Raw genomic sequence first — 19,131 nt, 5'->3', positions numbered from 1 at the left:
ACCAGTGACTGAGGATCGAGCCTTGACTGAGCAGCTGCGAATGATGGCCGTTCACGCCCACCCCGACGACGAGTCGAGCAAGGGCGCGGCCACGATGGCCAAGTACGTGTCCGAGGGGGTGGACGTGCTGGTCGTCACCTGCACGGGTGGGGAGCGCGGCTCCATCCTCAACCCCAAGCTCCAGGGCGACCCCTACATCGAGGCGAACATCCACGAGGTACGGGCCAAGGAGATGGCCGAGGCCCGCGACATCCTGGGCGTGAAGCAGGAGTGGCTGGGCTTCGTCGACTCCGGCCTGCCCGAGGGCGACCCGCTGCCCCCGCTGCCGGAGGGCTGCTTCGCCCTGCAGGACGTCGAGGAGGCCGCCGGCCGCCTCGTGAAGAAGATCCGCCAGTTCCGCCCGCACGTGATCACCACGTACGACGAGAACGGCGGCTACCCGCACCCCGACCACATCATGACCCACAAGATCTCGATGGTGGCGTTCGAGGCCGCGGGCGACCCCGAGCGCTACCCCGAGGCCGGCGAGCCCTGGCAGCCGCAGAAGCTCTACTACAACCAGGGCTTCAACCGGCAGCGCACCCAGGCCCTGCACGACGCGCTGATCGAGCGCGGCATGGAGTCGCCCTACGGCGAGTGGCTGGAGCGCTGGCACACCATGGGCCGCGACCGCACGCTGACCACCTTCGTGCCCTGCGGCGACTTCTTCGAGATCCGCGACAAGGCCCTGATCGCCCACGCCACCCAGATCGACCCCGACGGCGGCTGGTTCCGGGTGCCGCTGGACCTCCAGCGCGAGGTCTGGCCCACCGAGGAGTACGAGCTCGCGAAGTCCCTCGTGGACACTTCCCTCCCCGAGGACGACCTCTTCGCGGGCATCCGCAACAATTGACACCATGATGAGCGCGACCGCCTCCCTCGCCGCCACGCTGCCGCTCGCCGCCCAGGACCTCGACCAGGACAAGGTCACCCCGGGTGTGCTCGGCTTCATCGTCTTCGCCGTCATCGGCGGAGCCGTCTGGCTGCTGATGAAGAGCATGAACAAGCACATGAAGCGCGTGGACTTCGAGGAGGCGCCGGAGACCCCCGGCGAGGCCGGCAAGACCGCGGCCTAGCCGCCCCCGCGCCCGCCTCCCCCGCCCGCCGGGCCGCCGCCCGTACGGCCGACGCGTCAGCCGTACGGCGAGGCGGCGGCCGACGGGCGGCGCCGGCGTGCGCAAGGATGGGCCCATGCCCAACCGCCTCGCGCACGAGACGTCCCCCTACCTCCTCCAGCACGCGGACAATCCCGTCGACTGGTGGCCCTGGTCGCCCGACGCGTTCGCCGAGGCGCGCCGGCGTGACGTGCCCGTCTTCCTCAGCGTCGGGTACAGCTCGTGCCACTGGTGCCATGTCCTCGCCCACGAGAGCTTCGAGGACGAGGCCACCGCCGCGTTCATGAACGAGCACTTCGTCTCGGTGAAGGTCGACCGGGAGGAGCGGCCCGACATCGACGCCGTGTACATGGAGGCGGTCCAGGCCGCCACCGGGCAGGGCGGCTGGCCGATGTCGGTCTTCATGACGCCCGACGGCGAGCCCTTCTACTTCGGCACCTACTTCCCGCCCGCCCCGCGCCACGGCATGCCTTCCTTCCGGCAGGTCCTCGAGGGCGTCCGGGCCGCCTGGCAGGACCGGCGTGAGGAGGTGGGCGAGGTCGCGCAGCGGATCGTGCGCGACCTCTCCGAGCGCTCCCTCGCCGTGGACACCACCCGTCCGCCCGGCCCCGACGACCTGCACGCCGCCCTCATGGGCCTCACCCGCGACTTCGATGCGTCCCACGGCGGCTTCGGCGGCGCCCCCAAGTTCCCGCCGTCCATGACGCTGGAGTTCCTGCTGCGCCACCACGCGCGCACCGGGTCCGAGGGCGCCCTGGAGATGGCCGCGGCCACCTGCGAGGCCATGGCCCGCGGCGGCATCTACGACCAGCTCGGCGGCGGCTTCTCCCGCTACTCCGTCGACGCCACCTGGACCGTCCCGCACTTCGAGAAGATGCTCTACGACAACGCCCTGCTCTGCCGGGCGTACGCCCACCTGTGGCGGGCCACCGGCTCGGAGCTCGCACGGCGGGTCGCCCTGGAGACGGCCGACTTCCTGGTGCGCGAGCTGCGCACCGACGAGGGCGGCTTCGCCTCCGCACTCGACGCCGACAGCGACGACGGCTCGGGTCACCACCGCGAGGGCGCGTACTACGTGTGGACGCCGCAGCAGCTGAGCGAGGCCCTCGGCGAGCAGGACGCGGCCCTCGCGGCCGAGCACTTCGGCGTCACCGAGGAGGGCACCTTCGAGGAGGGCGCCTCCGTGCTGCGCCTGCCCGACACCGAGCAGCTCCTCGACGCCGGGCGGCTCGCCTCCGTACGGCAGCGACTGCTGGCCGCCCGGGACCGGCGCCCCCGGCCCGGGCGCGACGACAAGATCGTGGCGGCCTGGAACGGCCTGACCATCGCGGCGCTCGCCGAGACCGGCGCCTACTTCGACCGCCCGGACCTCGTCGAGGCCGCCACCGATGCCGCCGACCTGCTGGTGCGCGTCCACATGGACTGGAACGGGCGACTCGCCCGCACCTCCCTCGCCGGCACCGCCGGCCGCAACGCGGGCGTCCTGGAGGACTACGCCGACGTCGCCGAGGGCTTCCTCGCCCTGGCCGCCGTGACCGGCGAGGGCGTGTGGACGGAGTTCGCCGGGCTGCTCCTCGACACCGTGCTCACCCACTTCACCGCCGCCGACGGCACCTTCCACGACACTGCCGACGACGCCGAGTCCCTCATCCGCCGGCCCCAGGACCCGACCGACAACGCGGCGCCCTCCGGCTGGACCGCGGCCGCCGGCGCCCTGCTGACGTACGCCGCCGTCACCGGCACCACGGCGCACCGCGAGGCGGCGGAGAAGGCCCTGGGCGTCGTGCGCACCCTCGCCGGCCGGGCCCCGCGCTTCATCAGCTGGGGCCTGGCGGTCGCCGAGGCGCTCCTCGACGGGCCGCGCGAGGTCGCCGTCGTCGGCCCGCCGGACGACCCGGCCACCCGCGCGCTGCACCGCACCGCCCTGCTGTCGACCGCACCCGGCCTGGTCGTGGCCGCCGGCGAACCGGATGCCGACGAGGTACCGCTGCTGGCCGACCGCCCCCTGCTGAACGGCCGCCCGGCGGCGTACGTGTGCCGCAACTTCACCTGCGACGCGCCGACGGCGGACCCGAAGGTGCTGGAGGGGCAGCTGGGCCGTAGCGCCCCGTAGGGGCGCGGGGAACTGCGCGACAAGCCACGACGCGTCTGCAGACGTTCGACTGCGGGCCGTCGGTGGCCGATCGCGCCCACGCGGCGGCAGCCGCATATCGGCACTGCCCCGCGCCCCTATGGGGCGCCGTTACAGCCGCAAGCCGCCCGCCAGCAGGCGCAACGCGCGGTCGGCCAGCGGCAGCAGGTCCGCTTCGGTGCCCTCCCGGCCCCTCTCGATCCAGTGCATCATCGTCTCCTGCAGCGCCCCCAGCACGGCCGCGACCATCACGCGCAGCTCCAGGTCGTCGGCGGGGCGCCCGGTGCGCCCGGCGAGGACGGCGCACAGTGCGCGGCCCGATTCCGCCAGGCACTCGGCCGTCCGGCCGCGCAGTGCCGGCACCTCGTGCACGAGGGCGGTGCGCTGGCGCAGTTCGGCGGGGTCGTGTTCCACGATGTGGCCCAGGACGTCCAGCACGGCCCGGTGGACGGACTCCAGTGGCGGCTCGCCGGCCGGCCGTGCCCGTACGGCGGCCGCCAGCATCTCGTCGTACTCGTCGGTGAGCACGATGTCTTCCTTGGTGGGGAAGTAGCGGAAGACGGTGCTGGGGGAGACGTCCGCGGCCTCGGCGATCCGGTCGACGGGCGTGGCGTCGTACCCGTGCTCGGCGAAGAGCCGGTAGGCGGCCCGGCGGATCGCCTGCCGGGTCCGGATCTTCTTGCGCTCGCGCAGGCCGAGCCGGGGCACGGTGGTGCCGCGCGGTACGGCGGGGGAGGTCTGTGCAGAGGCCATGCAGGCATTCTCGCCGGGCCGCCGCATTGACGGGACCCTGATTGTCAGTGGTGCATGTGACCCTGAGTACGGGGCAGGTGAACGGTCGGTTCGACCGGAGGGGGTTCGTCGTGTTCTTGGGTGCTTTGGTGGTCGCCGTGCTGTGCCTCGTGGGCTTCGTGCTCGGCGGAGAGGCGGCCGTGCTCGTCGTGGTGGTGGCCGGCGTCGGCGGCCTGACCTGGCGCGTGGCCGCGGCCTCCAGGCCGCGGCCACTGCGCAGGGGCTCGTCCACCCGCCTGCCGTCGGGCGTGCTGCGGTCACGCGTGCGAATAGGCCACCAGGGAGATGCCGACGTAGTGCGTGATGAACGCGGCCAGCGTCAGCGAGTGGAAGACCTCGTGGAAACCGAACCACCGCGGTGACGGGTTGGGGCGCTTGATCCCGTAGATGACGCCGCCCGCGGAGTAGAGCAGGCCGCCGACGACCACCAGGACGAGCACGGCGATGCCGCCCTTGCGCAGGAAGTCCGGGAGGAAGAAGACGGCGGCCCAGCCCATCGCGATGTAGCAGGGGGTGTACAGCCAGCGGGGCGCGCCGACCCAGAAGACGCGGAAGGCTATCCCGGCGAGGGCGGCGGCCCACACGGCCCACAGCAGCAGCTGCCCCCGGCTGCCGGGGATCAGCAGCATGGTCAGCGGGGTATAGGTGCCGGCAATGATCAGGAAGATGTTCGCGTGGTCGAGGCGGCGCAGCACGGCCGTCGCCCGCGGGCTCCAGTTGCCGCGGTGGTACAGCGCGCTGATGCCGAAGAGCAGACAGGCGGTCAGCATGTAGACCGCGCAGGCGATCCGGCCGCGGGTGCTGTCGGCGAGCGCGGTCAGGAAGACGCCGGAGACCAGCACCGCGGGGAACATGCCCGCGTGCAGCCAGCCGCGCAGCCGGGGTTTGACCGGCGGGGAGGCGCTGTCGTCGGCGGCAGGGGCGGTGATCGGTGCGGCGGTGGCCGCCCCGGCGGAAGCGGAGTGCGCGGGCAGCGCTGCGTCGGGCGCGGGAGTCATGGCGGTCATGCTACCTACGCCACCGTAGGTTACGGATCAGTACCGGGTGGCGATGGTCACCCGGGCGCCCCCTGGACAGATCGGATGAGAGGTCGGATGATCAAATGAGTGCGGGCGGCACCGGATGAGCGAACACACGAGAGCGTCTGGGTCGCAGCCCCCAAGGGGCAACACAAGTGCAAAGGCGGACCCGGACGTCCCTGGCTGACGACGAGGGCCCGCGACCACCCTCAACATCTGACGCCGGACAGCGGGTTCCGGCGGAACGGAGTGATCGTGGCGCGCAGCAGTGCGGCTCCCACCACACCCACCAACCACCAGGAGCTCATCGCCTGGGTCGACGAGATCGCCGCTCTCACCCAGCCCGACCGCATCGTGTGGTGCGACGGATCCGAGGCCGAGTACGAGCGTCTGTGCGAGGAGCTCGTCGCCAAGGGCACCTTCCGCAAGCTCGACCCGGTCAAGCGCCCCAACTCCTACTACGCCGCCTCCGACCCCACGGACGTGGCGCGCGTCGAGGACCGCACCTTCATCTGCTCCGAGAAGGAGGAGGACGCGGGCCCCACCAACCACTGGAAGGCCCCCGCCGAGATGCGGGAGATCTTCGCGGGTGAGCAGGGCATCTTCCGCGGCTCCATGCGTGGCCGCACCATGTACGTCGTCCCCTTCTGCATGGGCCCCCTCGGCTCGCCGCTCTCCGCCATCGGCGTCGAGATCACCGACTCCGCCTACGTCGCCGTCTCGATGCGCACCATGACCCGCATGGGGCAGCCCGTCCTCGACGAGCTCGGCGACGACGGCTTCTTCGTCAAGGCCGTCCACACCCTCGGCGCACCGCTCGCCGAGGGCGAGGCGGACGTGCCCTGGCCGTGCAACTCCACCAAGTACATCTCGCACTTCCCCGAGGACCGCGAGATCTGGTCCTACGGCTCCGGCTACGGCGGCAACGCCCTGCTCGGCAAGAAGTGCTACGCCCTGCGCATCGCCTCGGTCATGGCCCGCGACGAGGGCTGGCTCGCCGAGCACATGCTCATCCTCAAGCTCACGCCGCCCACCGGTGAGGCCAAGTACGTCGCCGCCGCCTTCCCGTCCGCCTGCGGCAAGACCAACCTCGCCATGCTGGAGCCCACCGTCTCCGGCTGGACGGTGGAGACCATCGGCGACGACATCGCCTGGATGCGCTTCGGCGAGGACGGCCGCCTCTACGCCATCAACCCCGAGGCCGGCTTCTTCGGCGTCGCCCCGGGCACCGGCGAGCACACCAACGCCAACGCCATGAAGACCCTCTGGGGCAACGCCGTCTTCACCAACGTCGCCCTCACCGACGACGGCGACGTGTGGTGGGAGGGCATGACCGAGGAGTCCCCCGCCCACCTGACCGACTGGAAGGGCAACGACTGGACGCCGGCCTCCGGCACCCCCGCCGCCCACCCCAACGCCCGCTTCACCGTCCCCGCCTCGCAGTGCCCGATCATCGCCCCCGAGTGGGAGGACCCCAAGGGCGTCCCGATCTCCGCGATCCTCTTCGGCGGCCGCCGGGCCAGCGCCGTTCCGCTGGTGACCGAGTCCTTCGACTGGCAGCACGGCGTCTTCCTCGGCGCCAACGTCGCCTCCGAGAAGACCGCCGCCGCCGAGGGCAAGGTCGGCGAGCTGCGCCGCGACCCCTTCGCCATGCTGCCGTTCTGCGGCTACAACATGGGCGACTACATGGGTCACTGGGTCCGCACGGGACAGGGCCGCGACGAGGCGAAGCTGCCCAAGATCTACTACGTCAACTGGTTCCGCAAGGACGCCGACGGCCGCTTCGTGTGGCCCGGCTTCGGCGAGAACAGCCGCGTGCTGAAGTGGATCGTCGAGCGTCTCGACGGCAAGGCGGACGGCGTCGAGACCCCCATCGGCATCCTGCCGACGAAGGAGGCCCTGGACACCGACGGCCTCGACATCGCCGACGCCGACCTCGACCTGCTGCTCACCGTCGACCGCGAGGTCTGGCGCGAGGAGGCCGCGCTGGTGCCCCAGCACCTGGAGACCTTCGGCGACCACACGCCGAAGGAGCTGTGGGACGAGTACCGGGCCCTCGTGCAGCGCCTGGGCTGAGACCCCGTGCGGGGACGGCCGTCCCCGACCCCGCCGGACGGGCCGAGGCGTGTCGGCCCGTCCGGCGTTTTTCGTCGGACACCCTCTAAGGGGTGGGCAGGCCCAGGGCATTCGCGTGGGCGTGCAGGCGGGCGGCCGCCAGGGTCGTGGCGCGGGTGTCCGCCCGCTGGGTGGCGACGACCAGGGCCTGGCCGGCCAGCATGTGGGCGCGCTGGTGCAGGGCCGACCGCGTGGCCAGGCCCGCCGTCGGCTCGGCCCGCAACGGGTGGTGGTCGCTCAGCCGCTCGACCTCCGCGGTCAGCCGCGCCGCCGCCTCGTCCAGCGCCGGTGACGGCTCCAGGGCGCGCAGCTCGTCGGTCACCGTGAGCAGGGCGGTGAAGTGGCCGGCCAGGCGGTTGTCCAGTTCTTCCGCGCGGCTGCGGTGGGGCCCGTGCGCGCGGACCGCGTGTCTGGTGCGGGTCGGCTCGTACATGGATGGCCTCCTGAACTACTTCTGAAGGCCATCCTAACTTAGACAGCGTCTAAATTGGCATCCGCATCATTGTCCGTAGCCGTCCAGGAAGTTCCCGATCCGGGTCACCGCGTCCGCCAGATCCTTGGCGTTCGGCAGCGTGACCAGGCGGAAGTGGTCCGGCTCCGGCCAGTTGAAGCCCGTCCCGTGCACGACCATGATCTTCTCGGCCCGCAGCAGGTCCAGCACCATCTGCCGGTCGTCCTTGATCTTGTAGACCTTGGGGTCCAGGCGCGGGAAGGCGTACAGCGCACCCTTCGGCTTCACGCACGTCACGCCCGGGATCTGCGTCAGCAGCTCGTGCGCGACGTCGCGCTGCTCCAGCAGCCGGCCGCCCGGCAGCACCAGGTCGTTGATCGTCTGCCGGCCGCCGAGGGCCGTGGCCACCGCGTACTGGGCGGGCATGTTGGCGCACAGCCGCATGTTCGCCAGGATCGTCAGGCCCTCGATGTAGCTGTCGGCGTGGGCCTTCGGGCCGCAGACCGCCAGCCAGCCGCTGCGGTAGCCGGCGACCCGGTACGCCTTGGACAGGCCGTTGAAGGTCAGCGTCAGCAGGTCGGGGGCGAGGGCGGCGGTCGGCGTGTGCGTGACGCCGTCGTAGAGGATCTTGTCGTAGATCTCGTCGGAGCAGACGATGAGGTTGTGGCGGCGGGCGATCTCCGTCAGCCCGCGCAGCATCTCCTCGTCGTAGACCGCACCCGTGGGGTTGTTGGGGTTGATGATGACCAGCGCCTTGGTGCGGTCGGTCACCTTGCTCTCGATGTCGGCCAGGTCCGGCATCCAGTCCGCCTGCTCGTCGCAGCGGTAGTGCACGGCCTTGCCGCCGGCCAGCGACACCGACGCCGTCCACAGCGGGTAGTCCGGGGCCGGGACCAGTACCTCGTCGCCGTCGTCCAGCAGCGCCTGCATCGACATCTGGATCAGCTCGGAGACGCCGTTGCCGAGGTAGACGTCCTCGACGGTCAGCTCGATGCCCTTGGTCTCGTAGTGCTGCACCACCGCGCGCCGCGCGGCGAGCAGACCCTTGGCGTCGCCGTACCCGTGGGCGCTGCCGACGTTGCGCAGCATGTCCTCGAGGATCTCCGGCGGGCACTCGAAGCCGAAGATCGCCGGGTTGCCGGTGTTGAGCTTGAGGATGCGGTGACCTGCCGCCTCCAGCCGCATGGCCTCCTCGAGCACCGGGCCACGGATTTCGTAGCAGACGTTGGCGAGCTTGCTTGACTGGATCACCTGCATGACGGCCACCATACGGGCCCGCCGCCCGGGTCGCCCGCGGTTTCTCCTGCGACTTTCGCCCCACCCGTCCCGCCCGCGGAGGCGTCAGCTCCGGGTCCGGGGATGCCGCACCGCGCGGCCCGCGAGCACGTCCGTCCGGCGACCGTCTTCCATCACAAAGCGTCCCGCAATCAGGACATAAGGAATGCCGGTCGGAAGCGTCCGCGGGGCTTCGAAAGTGGCACCGGCGGCCACGGTCCTTGGATCGAAGAGAACAAGATCCGCGCGGTATCCCTCCCGTACGAGGCCCCGGTCCGTCAGCCCCAGCCGGGCCGCCGGACGGGACGTGAGATGCGCCACGCACTCCTGCAGGGAGAGGACGCCCAGCTCACGGACGTAGCGGCCGAGGTAGTGCGGAAATGTGCCATAGGCGCGCGGGTGCGGCTTGGCGCCGTGCAGGATGCCGTCGCTGCCGCCGGTGTGCACGCGGTGCCGCATGATCGTACGGACGTTCCTCTCGTCGCCCACGTGATGCAGGATCGTCGGGCCCAGGCGGTCGTCGATCAGCAGCCGCCGTGCGAAGGCCCACGGCTCCTGCCCGGCCGCCCGGGCCGCACCGGAGACCGTCCGGCCCGCGTACCGCGCATGGCGGGCGTCGGCCACGCCCGAGATCTCGACCGTGTCCCAGTCCACGGGCAGCCCGTGGCAGCCGTCCGATCCCGACACCTCCAGGGCGTACCGGATCCGGGCCGCCGCCCCCTCGTCGCGCAACCGCGCCACCACCGCCTCCGGACCGCCGGCACCCGCCCAGCCGGGGAGGAGGGAGGCGAGCGTCGTGCAGCCGGGCGTATAGGGGTACGTGTCGAGCGAGACGTCCACGCCGTCCGCGAGGGCCGAGTCGATCAGCGCGAGGAGCTCGGGGGCGCGGCCGGCGTTGACGGGGAAGTTCATCACCGCGTGCGCCAGGTGCAGCGGACACCCGGCCTCCCGGGCGACGGCCAGCGTCCGCGCGTACGAAGCGAGCGCGCCGGCACCGTACGAACGGTGATGCGGGCAGTAGTAGCCGCCGTACGCCGCCACGACGCGGCACAACTCGACGAGCTCCGTGTCGTCGGCGTACATGCCCGGCGCGTACGTCAGCCCCGCCGACAGGCCCATCGCGCCCTGCGCCATGCCGCGGGCGACCAGGTGCTTCATCCTGGCCAGTTCGGCAGGGGAAGGAGGACGGTCCTCCCAGCCGACGACGAGGGCGCGCAGGGTGCCGTGCGGGAGGAGATAGGCGGCGTCGACGGCGATGCCGCGGTCCAGGCGTTGCAGGTACGCACCGACGCTCGGCCAGCCGGCGTGCTCGCCGCCGCCGTTCCAGCCGGCGATCTGGGTACGGATGCCGTCCGCGACGGCGTCGTCGACGGGGGCGTACGACAGGCCGTCCTGGCCGAGGACCTCCAAGGTCACGCCCTGGGCGACCTTTGCCACGTGGGCGGGGTCGGTGAGGAGGGCCAGGTCGCTGTGGGCGTGCATGTCGATGAAACCGGGGGCGAGGGCGAGGCCGGTGGCGTCGAGGATGCGGCGGGCGGAGGGGCGGGGGCCGGTGCCGGGGCGATGGACCTCGGCGATCCGGCCCCGGCTGATGCCGACGTCGGCGGGGTAGGGGGCGGTGCGGCCGGTGCCGTCGACGACGAGGGCGTTGCGTATGACGGTGTCCACGGTGGGGGTTGTTCCCCCTTTCCGGGGGCTTCGCCCCCGGACCCCGGGCGGAGCCGTCAGAAGAACGTGCGGACCAACGCCGAAACCGTGCCGTCCTCCTCCACCACCGGAATCATCGGCCACTTCTCGAACACCGTGCACGGGTGCGAGATGCCCAGGGCCACCCAGTCGCCGACCTCCAGGGGAGTGGCGTCCGGCGCCACCTCCACGAACGCGTGCTGGTCCGCGAGGCGCAGCACCGTCAGCCCCTGCGCCACCCGCAGGGAACCGTCGCGGGCCGAGCGGACGAGCTGGGGCTCGGGCAGGCCGAGATCGTAGGAGACGTCGCGCTTGCCCGCGTTGAGGTAGGCGCGGCCCGCCTCGGGGCGGGAGACGACCTGGGTCCAGACGTGGAGGGCCGGGCGCAGGGCGCCGCCCGTCGGTTCGGGGAGGCGGTTGAAGGGGGTCTTCGTGCGGTACTGCCCGTCGTCGTGCGTGACGTACGCACCGGAGCGCAGCAGCTTGAGCACCGGTGCGGACAGCTGCGGCAGCTCCGCGAAGACCTCGGCGACCGCGTCGAACCACGAGCTGCCGCCCGCGCTGACGACGATCTCGTCGAGGCCGGCGAAGCGGCCGGCCTTGTCGAGGGCGACAGCGAGGCCCGTGAGGCGGTGCAGCCACGCCCGTACGGTGGCGCCGTCCGCGTCGGGGATCTCCGCTTCGTAGCCGGCGACGCCGACCAGGCGCAGGGTGTCGGTGGCGGCGACCGCCGCGGCGACGGCTTCGCATGCGGCCTCGGTGCGCAGGCCGGTGCGGGCGCCGTCGGAGCCGAGTTCGAGGACGACGTCGAGGGGGCGCGTGGTGCCGGCCGCGGTCAGGGCGGCGTCCATGAGTTCGACGCCGCGCAGGGAGTCGACGTAGGTGACGAGCCGGAAGTCGGGGTCGGCGGCGAGCTCGCCGGCGAGCCAGCGCAGGGCGGCCGCGTCGACGACCTCGTTGGCGAGGAAGATGCGGCTCACGCCGAAGGCGCGGTAGACGCGTGCCTGGGCGGGGGTGGCCGCGGTGATGCCCCAGGCGCCGCGTTCGAGCTGGCGGGCGAAGAGCTGCGGGGCCATGGTCGTCTTGCCGTGCGGGGCGAAGGCGAGGTCGTGTTCGCCGGCGTAGCGCTCCATGACGGCGAGGTTGTGGTCGAGGGCCTCGGCGGAGAGGGTGAGGACGGGGGTGGTGAAGCCCCCGGTGAACAGCGAGCGCCGTTCGGCGGCCAGCTCGCCGGCCGTCGTGCCGTCGGCGTCGGGCGGCAGGCCCTTGAAGCGGTGGTCCAGCCGTTCGTCGGCGAGGCGGGCTACGGCGTCGGCGGCTATGGCGGCCAAGGGGACCTCCCGTTGTCTCACGTGCAGTGCGTCAACGGTACGCAATGTTCCGGAAAGGTCCCCGTGGCGTCCGTCAGACGGACCAGCGCTCGCGCATCGACAGGACGGTGTCGCCCTTGTCGTTCAGCGTGATCTCGTAGATGTTGCCGTAGCAGGCGTAGGGCTGCTTGACAACGTTGTAGTCGTTGCGCAGGCAGCCGTCGATGTGCTTGGAGAGCTCCTCGCGGTTGACCGCCTTGTACTGGCCGGGGCCGGCGCTGAGGGCCAGTTCGCCCTTGACGTCGGCGGGGATCTTGTAGCCCTTGGAGTCACCCTCGCCGTGGTAGATCCAGTCGTTGGGCGTGCACTTGGGCTTGGCGTCCATGGCCTCGATGGCACCGGCGTCGCGGTGCAGGCCGACCTGGATCATCCTGGTGCCGGCCGGCAGCGTGGGCGGCTTGCCGCAGTCGCCCTCGCCGGCCTGTCCGCCGTGGCCGGAGTGGCCGTGGTCGCCCTTGGGGTTCTGCGCCTGCTGACCGGAGGAGGTGGCGCTCGACGACGTGCCCTCCGCGTTGTCCTCCTCCTCGGGCCCGCAGGCGGTCAGGCTGCCGCCGAGGGCGGCGAGGAGTGCGACGGTACCGATGGCGCGCCGGGCGGAACGCGTGCGGAGCATGAGGAACTTCCCTCGTATGAAGAGCTTTTCTTGATCATGTTCGATCGACGTCGAGTTCTACCTCAGGGGGACCGTCAAGATCCAATTGTGATCGCGCACGATCAAAGCGTGATCGCCGTCCCCGGCGCCGGTCGTCGCGGACCGGCGCCGGGCGGGCGTCAGCTGCAGTACTGCGCCGCCTTGCCGATCGAGCGGTACATGCAGTCCGCGTTCTCCAGCAGCTGCAGCACGGCCTCCCGGTTGCGTGCCGTCTCGCGGTCGATGACCTCGTCGGGCGGGTAGAAACCGCCGCCGGCGCCGCTTTCGTCCGGATACATCTCGAAGGTGTAGGCGAAGACCTTCTGGGCGCCCCACAGCCAGTCGTCGATCGACCCGTCGGTGATGTACAGGTCGCTGGACTGCTCGGGCTTGTAGCCGTTGCTCGCGGCCATGGACCTGCCGACCGTGGCGAAGGCGTCGCGGTCGTCCTGCGTCATGCCGGGCGCGGTGTCGTCGTACGTCCAGCCGAACGGCCACAGCACCAGCTCGCTGTAGGTGTGGAAGTCGATGGCGGCCTTGATCTGCTGCTTGCCGCCGACGACGCGGCTGCGCACGAAGTCCGCGACGACCTTGACCTCGGGTGCCGACTCGGCGGCGCGGCCGCGGTAGGTCTCCGAGCCGGGGCTGCCGGAGGAGCCGCCGCAGCAGCCCCACTTGTAGTCCCAGTTGCGGTTGAGGTCGGTGCCGCGGCTGTTGGAACCGGCGTTCGGCTGACGGTTCTTGCGCCAGCTGCGGTACGAGCCGGTGGCGATGTCGTACTCGCCGCCGTCGGGGTTGAGGTCGGGCACGATCCACACCACGCGGCTGTCGAGCATCTTCGTCACCCGTGCGTCCTTGCCGTACTGGGTGCCGAACTCCTTGAGCAGGTACAGCGCCATCTCGACGGTCAGGTGCTCGCGGGCGTGCTGGTGGTGGGTGAAGAGCACCTCGGGCTTGGCCGCACCGGTGGGGGTCGTGCGGGTCGCGTTGTTGGTGACCTTGACGGCAACGATGTCCCGGCCCTCGTAGGACTTTCCGATGACCTGCTTGCTCATGAGGTTCGGGTGGGCGGCGACGTCCGCGTCGATCTCCGCCGTGGCCTCGGCGTAGTTGTGGTACTTCGCGTCCTCGGGCGGGAAGTCGTACGGGGTCGCGGTGCGCCCGCCGCTGCGGTCGGGCGGGCCGGGCAGTTCCTTTACGGAGTAGCCCAGTTGCCGTACGCGCTCGGCGCGGGCGGCGTCGGCGGTGATGACGACGGAGCGGTCGCGCACGGCGTCGATGGCGACGCCGGTCCGGGCGATCGCGGTGCGCTGGGCGGCGGTGCGCGGCCCGGTGACCTCGTAGGCGTGCGTCGTGGGGTCCGTGGTGGAGTGGGACGACGCGGGTGCGGCCAGGGCGAGGGTGAGCAGGGCGGCGGTGGCGGCACCGGCCCATCTGCCGTAGCGCCTGCGGGTGGGGGAGTGGGGGGCGTGCGGTCGCATGCTGCCTCCTGCAGGGGCGTCCGTGCGACGAGTGAGGGGGGTTCGGTCCGGTACGGACCTTTTCCAGTGTTCGAGGAATGACATGAGCAGGTCAACCATCCGGCCCGGGGGAAACAAGCCAACTTCTCCATCTCTTCAGACCGGTTGATTGCCGGGTGGTATCACCAGCCCCAACAATGCACATGTCAAAACTCGGTTCGGACCGCATTCGGAGAGGACCACCCCCCATGAGACGACCTCTCGCCGGCGCACTCGGCACGCTCCTGCTCGCCGGTGCCACCGTCGCCGGCACGGGCACCGCCACGGCGCAGACGCCCAAGCCGCCCGCCAAAGCCGTCGACTTCGCCGGCACCGTGGCGCTCAGCAACTGCTCGGGTTCGCTGGTGCGCATGCCGAACTCGGCCGACGGCGACCCCGCTCTCGTCATGACCAACGGCCACTGTCTGGAGACGGGGATGCCGGGCCCGGGCGAGGTCATCACCGACCAGCCCTCCAGCCGTACCTTCAGTCTGCTGAACTCCACCGCGGGCAAGGTTGCCACGCTGCGTGCCGTCAAGGTCTCGTACGCCACGATGACCGACACCGATGTCACCCTCTACCAGCTGAACACCACGTACGCGAGCATCAAGCAGCGGTACGGCATCAGCGCGCTGGCCCTCTCCGGTGACCACCCCACCACCGGCACCTCCATCAAGGTCGTCTCCGGCTACTGGAAGCGCATTTACTCCTGCAACGTCGACGGCTTCGTCCACGAGCTCCGCGAGGGCGACTGGACCTGGAAGGACTCGCTGCGCTACACCCCCTCCTGCAACACCATCGGCGGCACCTCCGGCTCGCCCGTCGTCGACACGGCGACCGGCAAGGTCGTGGCCATCAACAACACCGGCAACGAGAACGGTGAGCGCTGCACGGAGAACAACCCGTGCGAGGTCGACGAGAACGGCAACGTCACCGTCCGCCAGGGCATCAACTACGCCCAGGAGACGTACGGCATCACCAAGTGCATAGCCGCCGGCAACAAGGTCGACCTCGACCTCCCCGGCTGCACGCTGCCCAGGCCGTGAGACGGCGGTGCCGGTCCGGCGCACCCGCCGGACCGGCACCGGGCGCCCCATCAGGGGCGCGGGGAACTGCGCGATCGGCCACCGACGGCGTGCAGTCGACGTGCTACCCCGGGGGGGCCGGGCGCAGCCCCGGTACTCCCTGTGCGGGCGCGTCGTGGCTTGTCGCGCCCACGCGGCGGCAGCCGCACATCGACAACGCCCCGCGCCCCCTTCGGGGCACCGCGGTGGCCGCGTGACGCAGACCCGCCGGGCTACGGCAGCCCGTGCACGTGCGGGCCCACCGCGCCGGACCAGGCGTTGCCGGCGCTCGCATCCCAGTTCGTCGACCAGGTCATCGCACCGCGGATGTCCGGATACGTACGGGCGGGCTTGAAGGATCCGCAGCCCGTCCCCGTGGCCAGGCAGTCCAGGGCGCTGTTGACCACCGAGGGCGCCACGTAGCCGCTGCCCGCGCCGCGCGGCGAGGCGGGCACGCCGAGGCCGACCTGCGAGGGTGCCAGGCCCCCCTCCAGCTGGATGCAGGCCAGCGCCGTGAGGAAGTCGACGGAGCCCTGTGCGTAGACCTTGCCGTCGCAGCCGTTCATCGAGCCGGAGTTGTAGTACTGCGTGTTGACGACCGTCAGGATGTCCTTGATGTTCAGCGCGGTGCGGAAGTAGGCGGAGGACGGCGACTGCATGTCGATCGTCTGCGGCGCCATGGTGATCACCAGCTTGCCGCCCGCCTTGGCGGACAGCGCGCGCAGCGCCTGCGTCATGTAGGTCGGGTTCAGCCCGTTCTCCAGGTCGATGTCGACACCGTTGAAGCCGTACTTCTGCATCAGTGCGTACACGCTGTCGGCGAAGTTCGCCGCCGAGGCGGCGTCGTTGACCGAGACGGTGCCGCGCTCGCCGCCCACCGAGATCACCACCGACCGGCCCGCCGCCTGCTTGGCCGCGATGTCGGCCCTGAACTGCGCCTCGGTGTAGTGCAGCGCCGGGTCGAGGGCGAAGGTGACCGCGCCGGGCGTGGTCGTGGCGTCCGCGAAGGCGACGGCGATGATGTCGTACGCGGCCGGCACGTCGGAGATCCGCTGCACGGTCGCGCCGTTGTCGAAGTTCTGCCAGTAGCCGGTGACCGCGTGCCTGGGCACGCCGGGCGTGCCGCCGCTGCCGCCGGAGGTCGTCGCGGTGACCGCGGCCGACTTCGCCGACTCGCCGCCGGGGCCGGTGGCCGTGACCTGGAAGCGGTACGCGGTGGCCGCGGCCAGGCCGGTGACGGTGGCGGAGGTGCCGGTCACCGACAGCGCCCTGGCGCCGTCCTGGTAGACGGTGTAGCCGGTCGCACCGGGGACGGTGTTCCACGACAGGGCGACGGAGGAGGCGGTGACCGCCCCGGCCGCCAGCCCTGCGGGGGCGTCGGGGACGCCCGGCCCGGGATCGCCGCCGCCGGGGCCGGTGAGCACGATGTCGTCGGCCGTGTAGGCCGGCTGCCCGTACCAGCCGTGGGTGTGGACGGTGACGGAGGTGGTCGTGGGACCGGTCGTGAAGCTCGTGGTCAGCTGCTGCCAGTCGGTCGCGGCCGGTGTCCAGGCGGAGACGTCCGTGGTGCCGGTGCCGCTCGCGCCCAGGTACACGTAACTGCCCTGCACCCAGGCGCTGAGCGTGTACGAGGAGTTGGGCTGCACGCTCACCGTCTGCGCGCAGCGGGCGTTGCCCGAGGCCGACGGCGCGGCGTGCAGCGCGGCCGTACCGGAGTGGACGGGGGAGCCGGTGGTGGTGCCGCTGTCGTCCGTACAGGACCAGCCGGACAGGCCCGACTCGAAACCGGGGTTGCGGACGAGGTTGGCGTCGGCGTGCGCGGCCGGTGCGCCCACGGCGCCGAGGCCGGCCAGGGCGAGGGACGCGGCGGCCAGGGCGCCGCGCAAGCGGCGCGAGGGACGTCTGTGACTGCCGATGCGATGCACTACTGCCTCCGGTGGGAAGGGAGTTGAGGCGGGGGCCGGACGGTCGTGCGGGGATGTGAGGGGGGTGCGGCGACGACCGTCCGTGGCGTGGAGGATGGTTCAGACCAATCCGCCCGTCAAGGGGCCGGGCGCCCGACCACCGACGGGTGGGGCAAACCTCGAAGAACGGTTCTCAGCCGCTCCGATCGTGGATAAAGTGCGGAGGCGCAAGCAGTGGGCAGTATCGATCTGCGACCGCCGGAGCCCCCGCGGCCGGAGTGAACGGGGAAGCCGACGTGCCGATTGCGATAGCGGTGACCAGTTCCGACCTGGTGCTCCCCCCGACCGAGGGGCCCGCACCGGCCGCCGCCGTGCTGCAGCCGCCCGAGGAACAGCCACTGGAGACCGCCGTCACCCAGGCCGCCGCACTGCTTCAGGAGTGCGGCCACCTCGTCGTGCTGTACCCCGACTCCCTGCCCGCCGGCCATGTGCGCCGCCTGCACACCGTGCGCGCACTGCTGGAGAGCACCCGCGTCGCCCTCCTGCCGCTCGCCCTGCCCCCGCTCGCCGTCGCCGTCCTGGCCCGCCAGTTACGGCAGTTGTCCCTGTCCGACCTCGGGCCCGGCGTGCTCGCCTCCGCCGCCCGGCTGCTGACCCACTACGTCCACGCCGGCGCCGAACTGCCCTCCCTCACCCGGCTCGACCGCATCGACGTCCCCCTCGGCGCCCACCTGACCTCCCTCGTGCCCGGCGCCCACTTCGGCGTCCTCGTCCACCCCAGACGGCACCTGCTGCGGGTGGGTGCCGAGCCACCGCCCGGCGGCCCCGGCTTCCCCACCCGGCTCACCGTCGCCCGCGGGCGGCCCCGCCGCGACGCCGACTGGGTCACCGGCACCCTCGCCCCCCACTGGCGGGTCCAGGGCATCCAGGAGATCACCCCGCTGCCCGCCGCATCGCGGCGCTGGTGGGGCACCCCCCGGGCCGTCGAGTTCGCGGCCGCCATCCCCGACCCCTCCGTGCTCTACCAGCTCATCGCCTCCGTGCGCCGGGAGCAGTGCCGCTGGTGCGGGCTCGAACTCATCGGCGACCGCTGCGGCTTCTGCTCCGCGCCCGTCGCACGCGCCGCCGCGCTCCCCGCCGCCCCCGCCACGGCCACCCCCACCGCCGTCGCCCCCGCGGCCCTCGGCCCGCCGGCCGGGGCGCGCCACGCGGCCCCGACGGGCTCCGTCCGCTGAGGCGGTCCGCCGTGCCGCAGCCCCCGCTCCCGCACACCGCCGTTCCGTACGAGGCCCGAACGAGGTCGGTCGTCCCATGAACTCACGCCAGCGACGCGGGGTCCTCCTGCTGCTCCTGTCGGCCCTGTGCGCCCTCGGCGCCGTCGCCGGGGTGTTCTCGGTGATCTCGGACGCCGAGGCCAAGGTCGGCCCCGAGACCACCGCCTACCGGCTGCGCACCGACGTACCCGCCTACCGCGACCTGCCCGCCGACGCGTTCGAGAAGATCTCCATGCCCCGGCGCTGGCTGCCCGCCACCGCCGTCACCGACCTCGCCGCCGTACGCGGAAGGATCGCGGTCACGCCGCTGCACAAGGGCTCGCTGCTGCAGGAGGACATGCTCGTCGCCCGCCCGGCGCTCGCCCCCGGCCGGCAGGAGATCGCCATCATGATCGACGCGGCCACGGGCGTGGCCGGCAAGATCCGCCCCGGCTCCAAGGTCAACATCTACGCCACCTTCGACGCCAAGGACCAGGGCGCCAAACCCGTCTCCCGCGTCATCGTCAGCGGCGCCCAGGTCATCGACGTCGGCAAACTGACCCCCTTGGCGCGCGACGGCGACAGCCGCCCGGGCGGGGCCACCACCCGGCAGCCCGGCGAGGCCGTACCGATCACCTTCGCCCTCGACACCAAGGACGCACAGCGCGTCGCCTACGCCGAATCCTTCGCCTCCCACGTACGACTCGCCCTCCTCGCCCCCGGCGGCGAGGAGACCGTGCCGCCCGGCGACCGCACCTACACCCTCGACGCGGACAAGTGAACGGAG

The 19,131-nt window shown here is 71.9% G+C and carries 16 protein-coding genes; 7 read left to right on the top strand and 9 right to left on the bottom strand.

Features of this window, described 5'->3' with window-relative positions; all coding sequences use genetic code 11:
- Window positions 1-22: 22 nt before the first annotated feature.
- The 3 genes from mca (at window position 23) to AB0K17_RS02085 (ending at window position 3,267) form a co-directional block, all read left to right on the top strand.
- The gene (gene mca, locus AB0K17_RS02095; protein WP_344439916.1) at window positions 23-892 is read left to right on the top strand and encodes a mycothiol conjugate amidase Mca; all 870 of its coding nucleotides are present in this window, start codon (window positions 23-25) and stop codon (window positions 890-892) included.
- 4 nt (window positions 893-896) lie between these two features.
- The gene (locus AB0K17_RS02090; RefSeq protein WP_365966832.1) at window positions 897-1,115 is read left to right on the top strand and encodes a hypothetical protein; all 219 of its coding nucleotides are present in this window, start codon (window positions 897-899) and stop codon (window positions 1,113-1,115) included.
- 115 nt (window positions 1,116-1,230) lie between these two features.
- Window positions 1,231-3,267 (top strand): thioredoxin domain-containing protein, encoded by a 2,037-nt coding sequence (locus AB0K17_RS02085; protein WP_365981788.1) that lies wholly within the window; start codon window positions 1,231-1,233, stop codon window positions 3,265-3,267.
- Window positions 3,268-3,396: 129 nt separating this feature from the next.
- Here AB0K17_RS02085 and AB0K17_RS02080 read toward each other — a convergent pair whose 3' ends face one another.
- The gene (locus AB0K17_RS02080) at window positions 3,397-4,038 is read right to left on the bottom strand and encodes a TetR family transcriptional regulator (protein WP_365981787.1); all 642 of its coding nucleotides are present in this window, start codon (window positions 4,036-4,038) and stop codon (window positions 3,397-3,399) included.
- A 296-nt stretch (window positions 4,039-4,334) separates the two neighbouring features.
- Entirely contained in the window at window positions 4,335-5,075 is a 741-nt protein-coding gene (locus AB0K17_RS02075) for a hemolysin III family protein (protein ID WP_365981786.1), read from the bottom strand.
- A gap of 276 nt (window positions 5,076-5,351) precedes the next feature.
- On the opposite strand from AB0K17_RS02075, the gene AB0K17_RS02070 reads away from it, so the two are divergent.
- Window positions 5,352-7,172 carry a phosphoenolpyruvate carboxykinase (GTP) gene (locus AB0K17_RS02070; protein ID WP_365966828.1) on the top strand — a complete coding sequence of 607 codons (1,821 nt, stop codon included), beginning with the start codon at window positions 5,352-5,354 and terminating at the stop codon, window positions 7,170-7,172.
- 85 nt (window positions 7,173-7,257) lie between these two features.
- Here the strand turns inward: AB0K17_RS02070 and AB0K17_RS02065 are convergent, their stop codons facing one another.
- The 6 genes from AB0K17_RS02065 to AB0K17_RS02040 all read right to left on the bottom strand — a co-directional run bounded on the left by AB0K17_RS02065 (window position 7,258) and on the right by AB0K17_RS02040 (window position 14,105).
- The gene (locus tag AB0K17_RS02065) at window positions 7,258-7,644 is read right to left on the bottom strand and encodes a hypothetical protein (protein WP_365966827.1); all 387 of its coding nucleotides are present in this window, start codon (window positions 7,642-7,644) and stop codon (window positions 7,258-7,260) included.
- Window positions 7,645-7,710: 66 nt separating this feature from the next.
- On the bottom strand, window positions 7,711-8,919 hold the full coding sequence (locus AB0K17_RS02060) for a pyridoxal phosphate-dependent aminotransferase (RefSeq protein ID WP_365966826.1): 1,209 nt from the start codon (window positions 8,917-8,919) through the stop codon (window positions 7,711-7,713).
- A gap of 84 nt (window positions 8,920-9,003) precedes the next feature.
- The gene (locus AB0K17_RS02055; RefSeq protein WP_365981785.1) at window positions 9,004-10,605 is read right to left on the bottom strand and encodes a D-aminoacylase; all 1,602 of its coding nucleotides are present in this window, start codon (window positions 10,603-10,605) and stop codon (window positions 9,004-9,006) included.
- Window positions 10,606-10,661: 56 nt separating this feature from the next.
- Entirely contained in the window at window positions 10,662-11,945 is a 1,284-nt protein-coding gene (locus tag AB0K17_RS02050; protein ID WP_365981829.1) for an alanine racemase, read from the bottom strand.
- 82 nt (window positions 11,946-12,027) lie between these two features.
- Window positions 12,028-12,606 carry a hypothetical protein gene (locus AB0K17_RS02045; RefSeq protein WP_365966824.1) on the bottom strand — a complete coding sequence of 193 codons (579 nt, stop codon included), beginning with the start codon at window positions 12,604-12,606 and terminating at the stop codon, window positions 12,028-12,030.
- A 158-nt stretch (window positions 12,607-12,764) separates the two neighbouring features.
- Window positions 12,765-14,105 (bottom strand): M14 family metallopeptidase, encoded by a 1,341-nt coding sequence (locus AB0K17_RS02040; protein ID WP_365981784.1) that lies wholly within the window; start codon window positions 14,103-14,105, stop codon window positions 12,765-12,767.
- A 227-nt stretch (window positions 14,106-14,332) separates the two neighbouring features.
- Here AB0K17_RS02040 and AB0K17_RS02035 point away from each other — a divergent pair, with 227 nt between their 5' ends.
- Window positions 14,333-15,169: a serine protease gene (locus AB0K17_RS02035; protein ID WP_365981783.1), complete on the top strand. Its 837-nt coding sequence runs from the start codon at window positions 14,333-14,335 to the stop codon at window positions 15,167-15,169.
- Between the two features lie 251 nt (window positions 15,170-15,420).
- Here AB0K17_RS02035 and AB0K17_RS02030 read toward each other — a convergent pair whose 3' ends face one another.
- Window positions 15,421-17,073, bottom strand: coding sequence for a glycoside hydrolase family 18 protein (locus tag AB0K17_RS02030; RefSeq protein WP_365981782.1), 1,653 nt, complete (start codon window positions 17,071-17,073; stop codon window positions 15,421-15,423).
- A gap of 314 nt (window positions 17,074-17,387) precedes the next feature.
- Here AB0K17_RS02030 and AB0K17_RS02025 point away from each other — a divergent pair, with 314 nt between their 5' ends.
- The gene (locus tag AB0K17_RS02025; protein WP_365981781.1) at window positions 17,388-18,326 is read left to right on the top strand and encodes a hypothetical protein; all 939 of its coding nucleotides are present in this window, start codon (window positions 17,388-17,390) and stop codon (window positions 18,324-18,326) included.
- Window positions 18,327-18,402: 76 nt separating this feature from the next.
- Entirely contained in the window at window positions 18,403-19,125 is a 723-nt protein-coding gene (gene cpaB / locus AB0K17_RS02020; RefSeq protein WP_365966820.1) for a Flp pilus assembly protein CpaB, read from the top strand.
- The last annotated feature ends 6 nt before the right edge of the window (window positions 19,126-19,131 follow it).

Origin of the sequence: Streptomyces sp. NPDC049585, assembly GCF_040675615.1 — a bacterium.
GTDB lineage: Bacteria > Actinomycetota > Actinomycetes > Streptomycetales > Streptomycetaceae > Streptomyces > Streptomyces luteosporeus.
Note: the sequence above shows the minus strand (reverse complement) of the source record. Positions and strands in the feature narration are given on the sequence as shown.

Bases quoted from the DNA above. Each gene is read 5' to 3' on its own strand.
- AB0K17_RS02035 (WP_365981783.1), top strand. From the start codon at position 14,333: ATGAGACGACCTCTCGCCGGCGCACTCGGCACGCTCCTGCTCGCCGGT.
- AB0K17_RS02045 (WP_365966824.1), bottom strand. From the start codon at position 12,606: ATGCTCCGCACGCGTTCCGCCCGGCGCGCCATCGGTACCGTCGCACTC.
- AB0K17_RS02090 (WP_365966832.1), top strand. From the start codon at position 897: ATGATGAGCGCGACCGCCTCCCTCGCCGCCACGCTGCCGCTCGCCGCC.
- AB0K17_RS02085 (WP_365981788.1), top strand. From the start codon at position 1,231: ATGCCCAACCGCCTCGCGCACGAGACGTCCCCCTACCTCCTCCAGCAC.
- AB0K17_RS02040 (WP_365981784.1), bottom strand. From the start codon at position 14,105: ATGCGACCGCACGCCCCCCACTCCCCCACCCGCAGGCGCTACGGCAGA.
- AB0K17_RS02065 (WP_365966827.1), bottom strand. From the start codon at position 7,644: ATGTACGAGCCGACCCGCACCAGACACGCGGTCCGCGCGCACGGGCCC.
- cpaB (WP_365966820.1), top strand. From the start codon at position 18,403: ATGAACTCACGCCAGCGACGCGGGGTCCTCCTGCTGCTCCTGTCGGCC.
- AB0K17_RS02060 (WP_365966826.1), bottom strand. From the start codon at position 8,919: ATGCAGGTGATCCAGTCAAGCAAGCTCGCCAACGTCTGCTACGAAATC.
- AB0K17_RS02080 (WP_365981787.1), bottom strand. From the start codon at position 4,038: ATGGCCTCTGCACAGACCTCCCCCGCCGTACCGCGCGGCACCACCGTG.
- AB0K17_RS02075 (WP_365981786.1), bottom strand. From the start codon at position 5,075: ATGACTCCCGCGCCCGACGCAGCGCTGCCCGCGCACTCCGCTTCCGCC.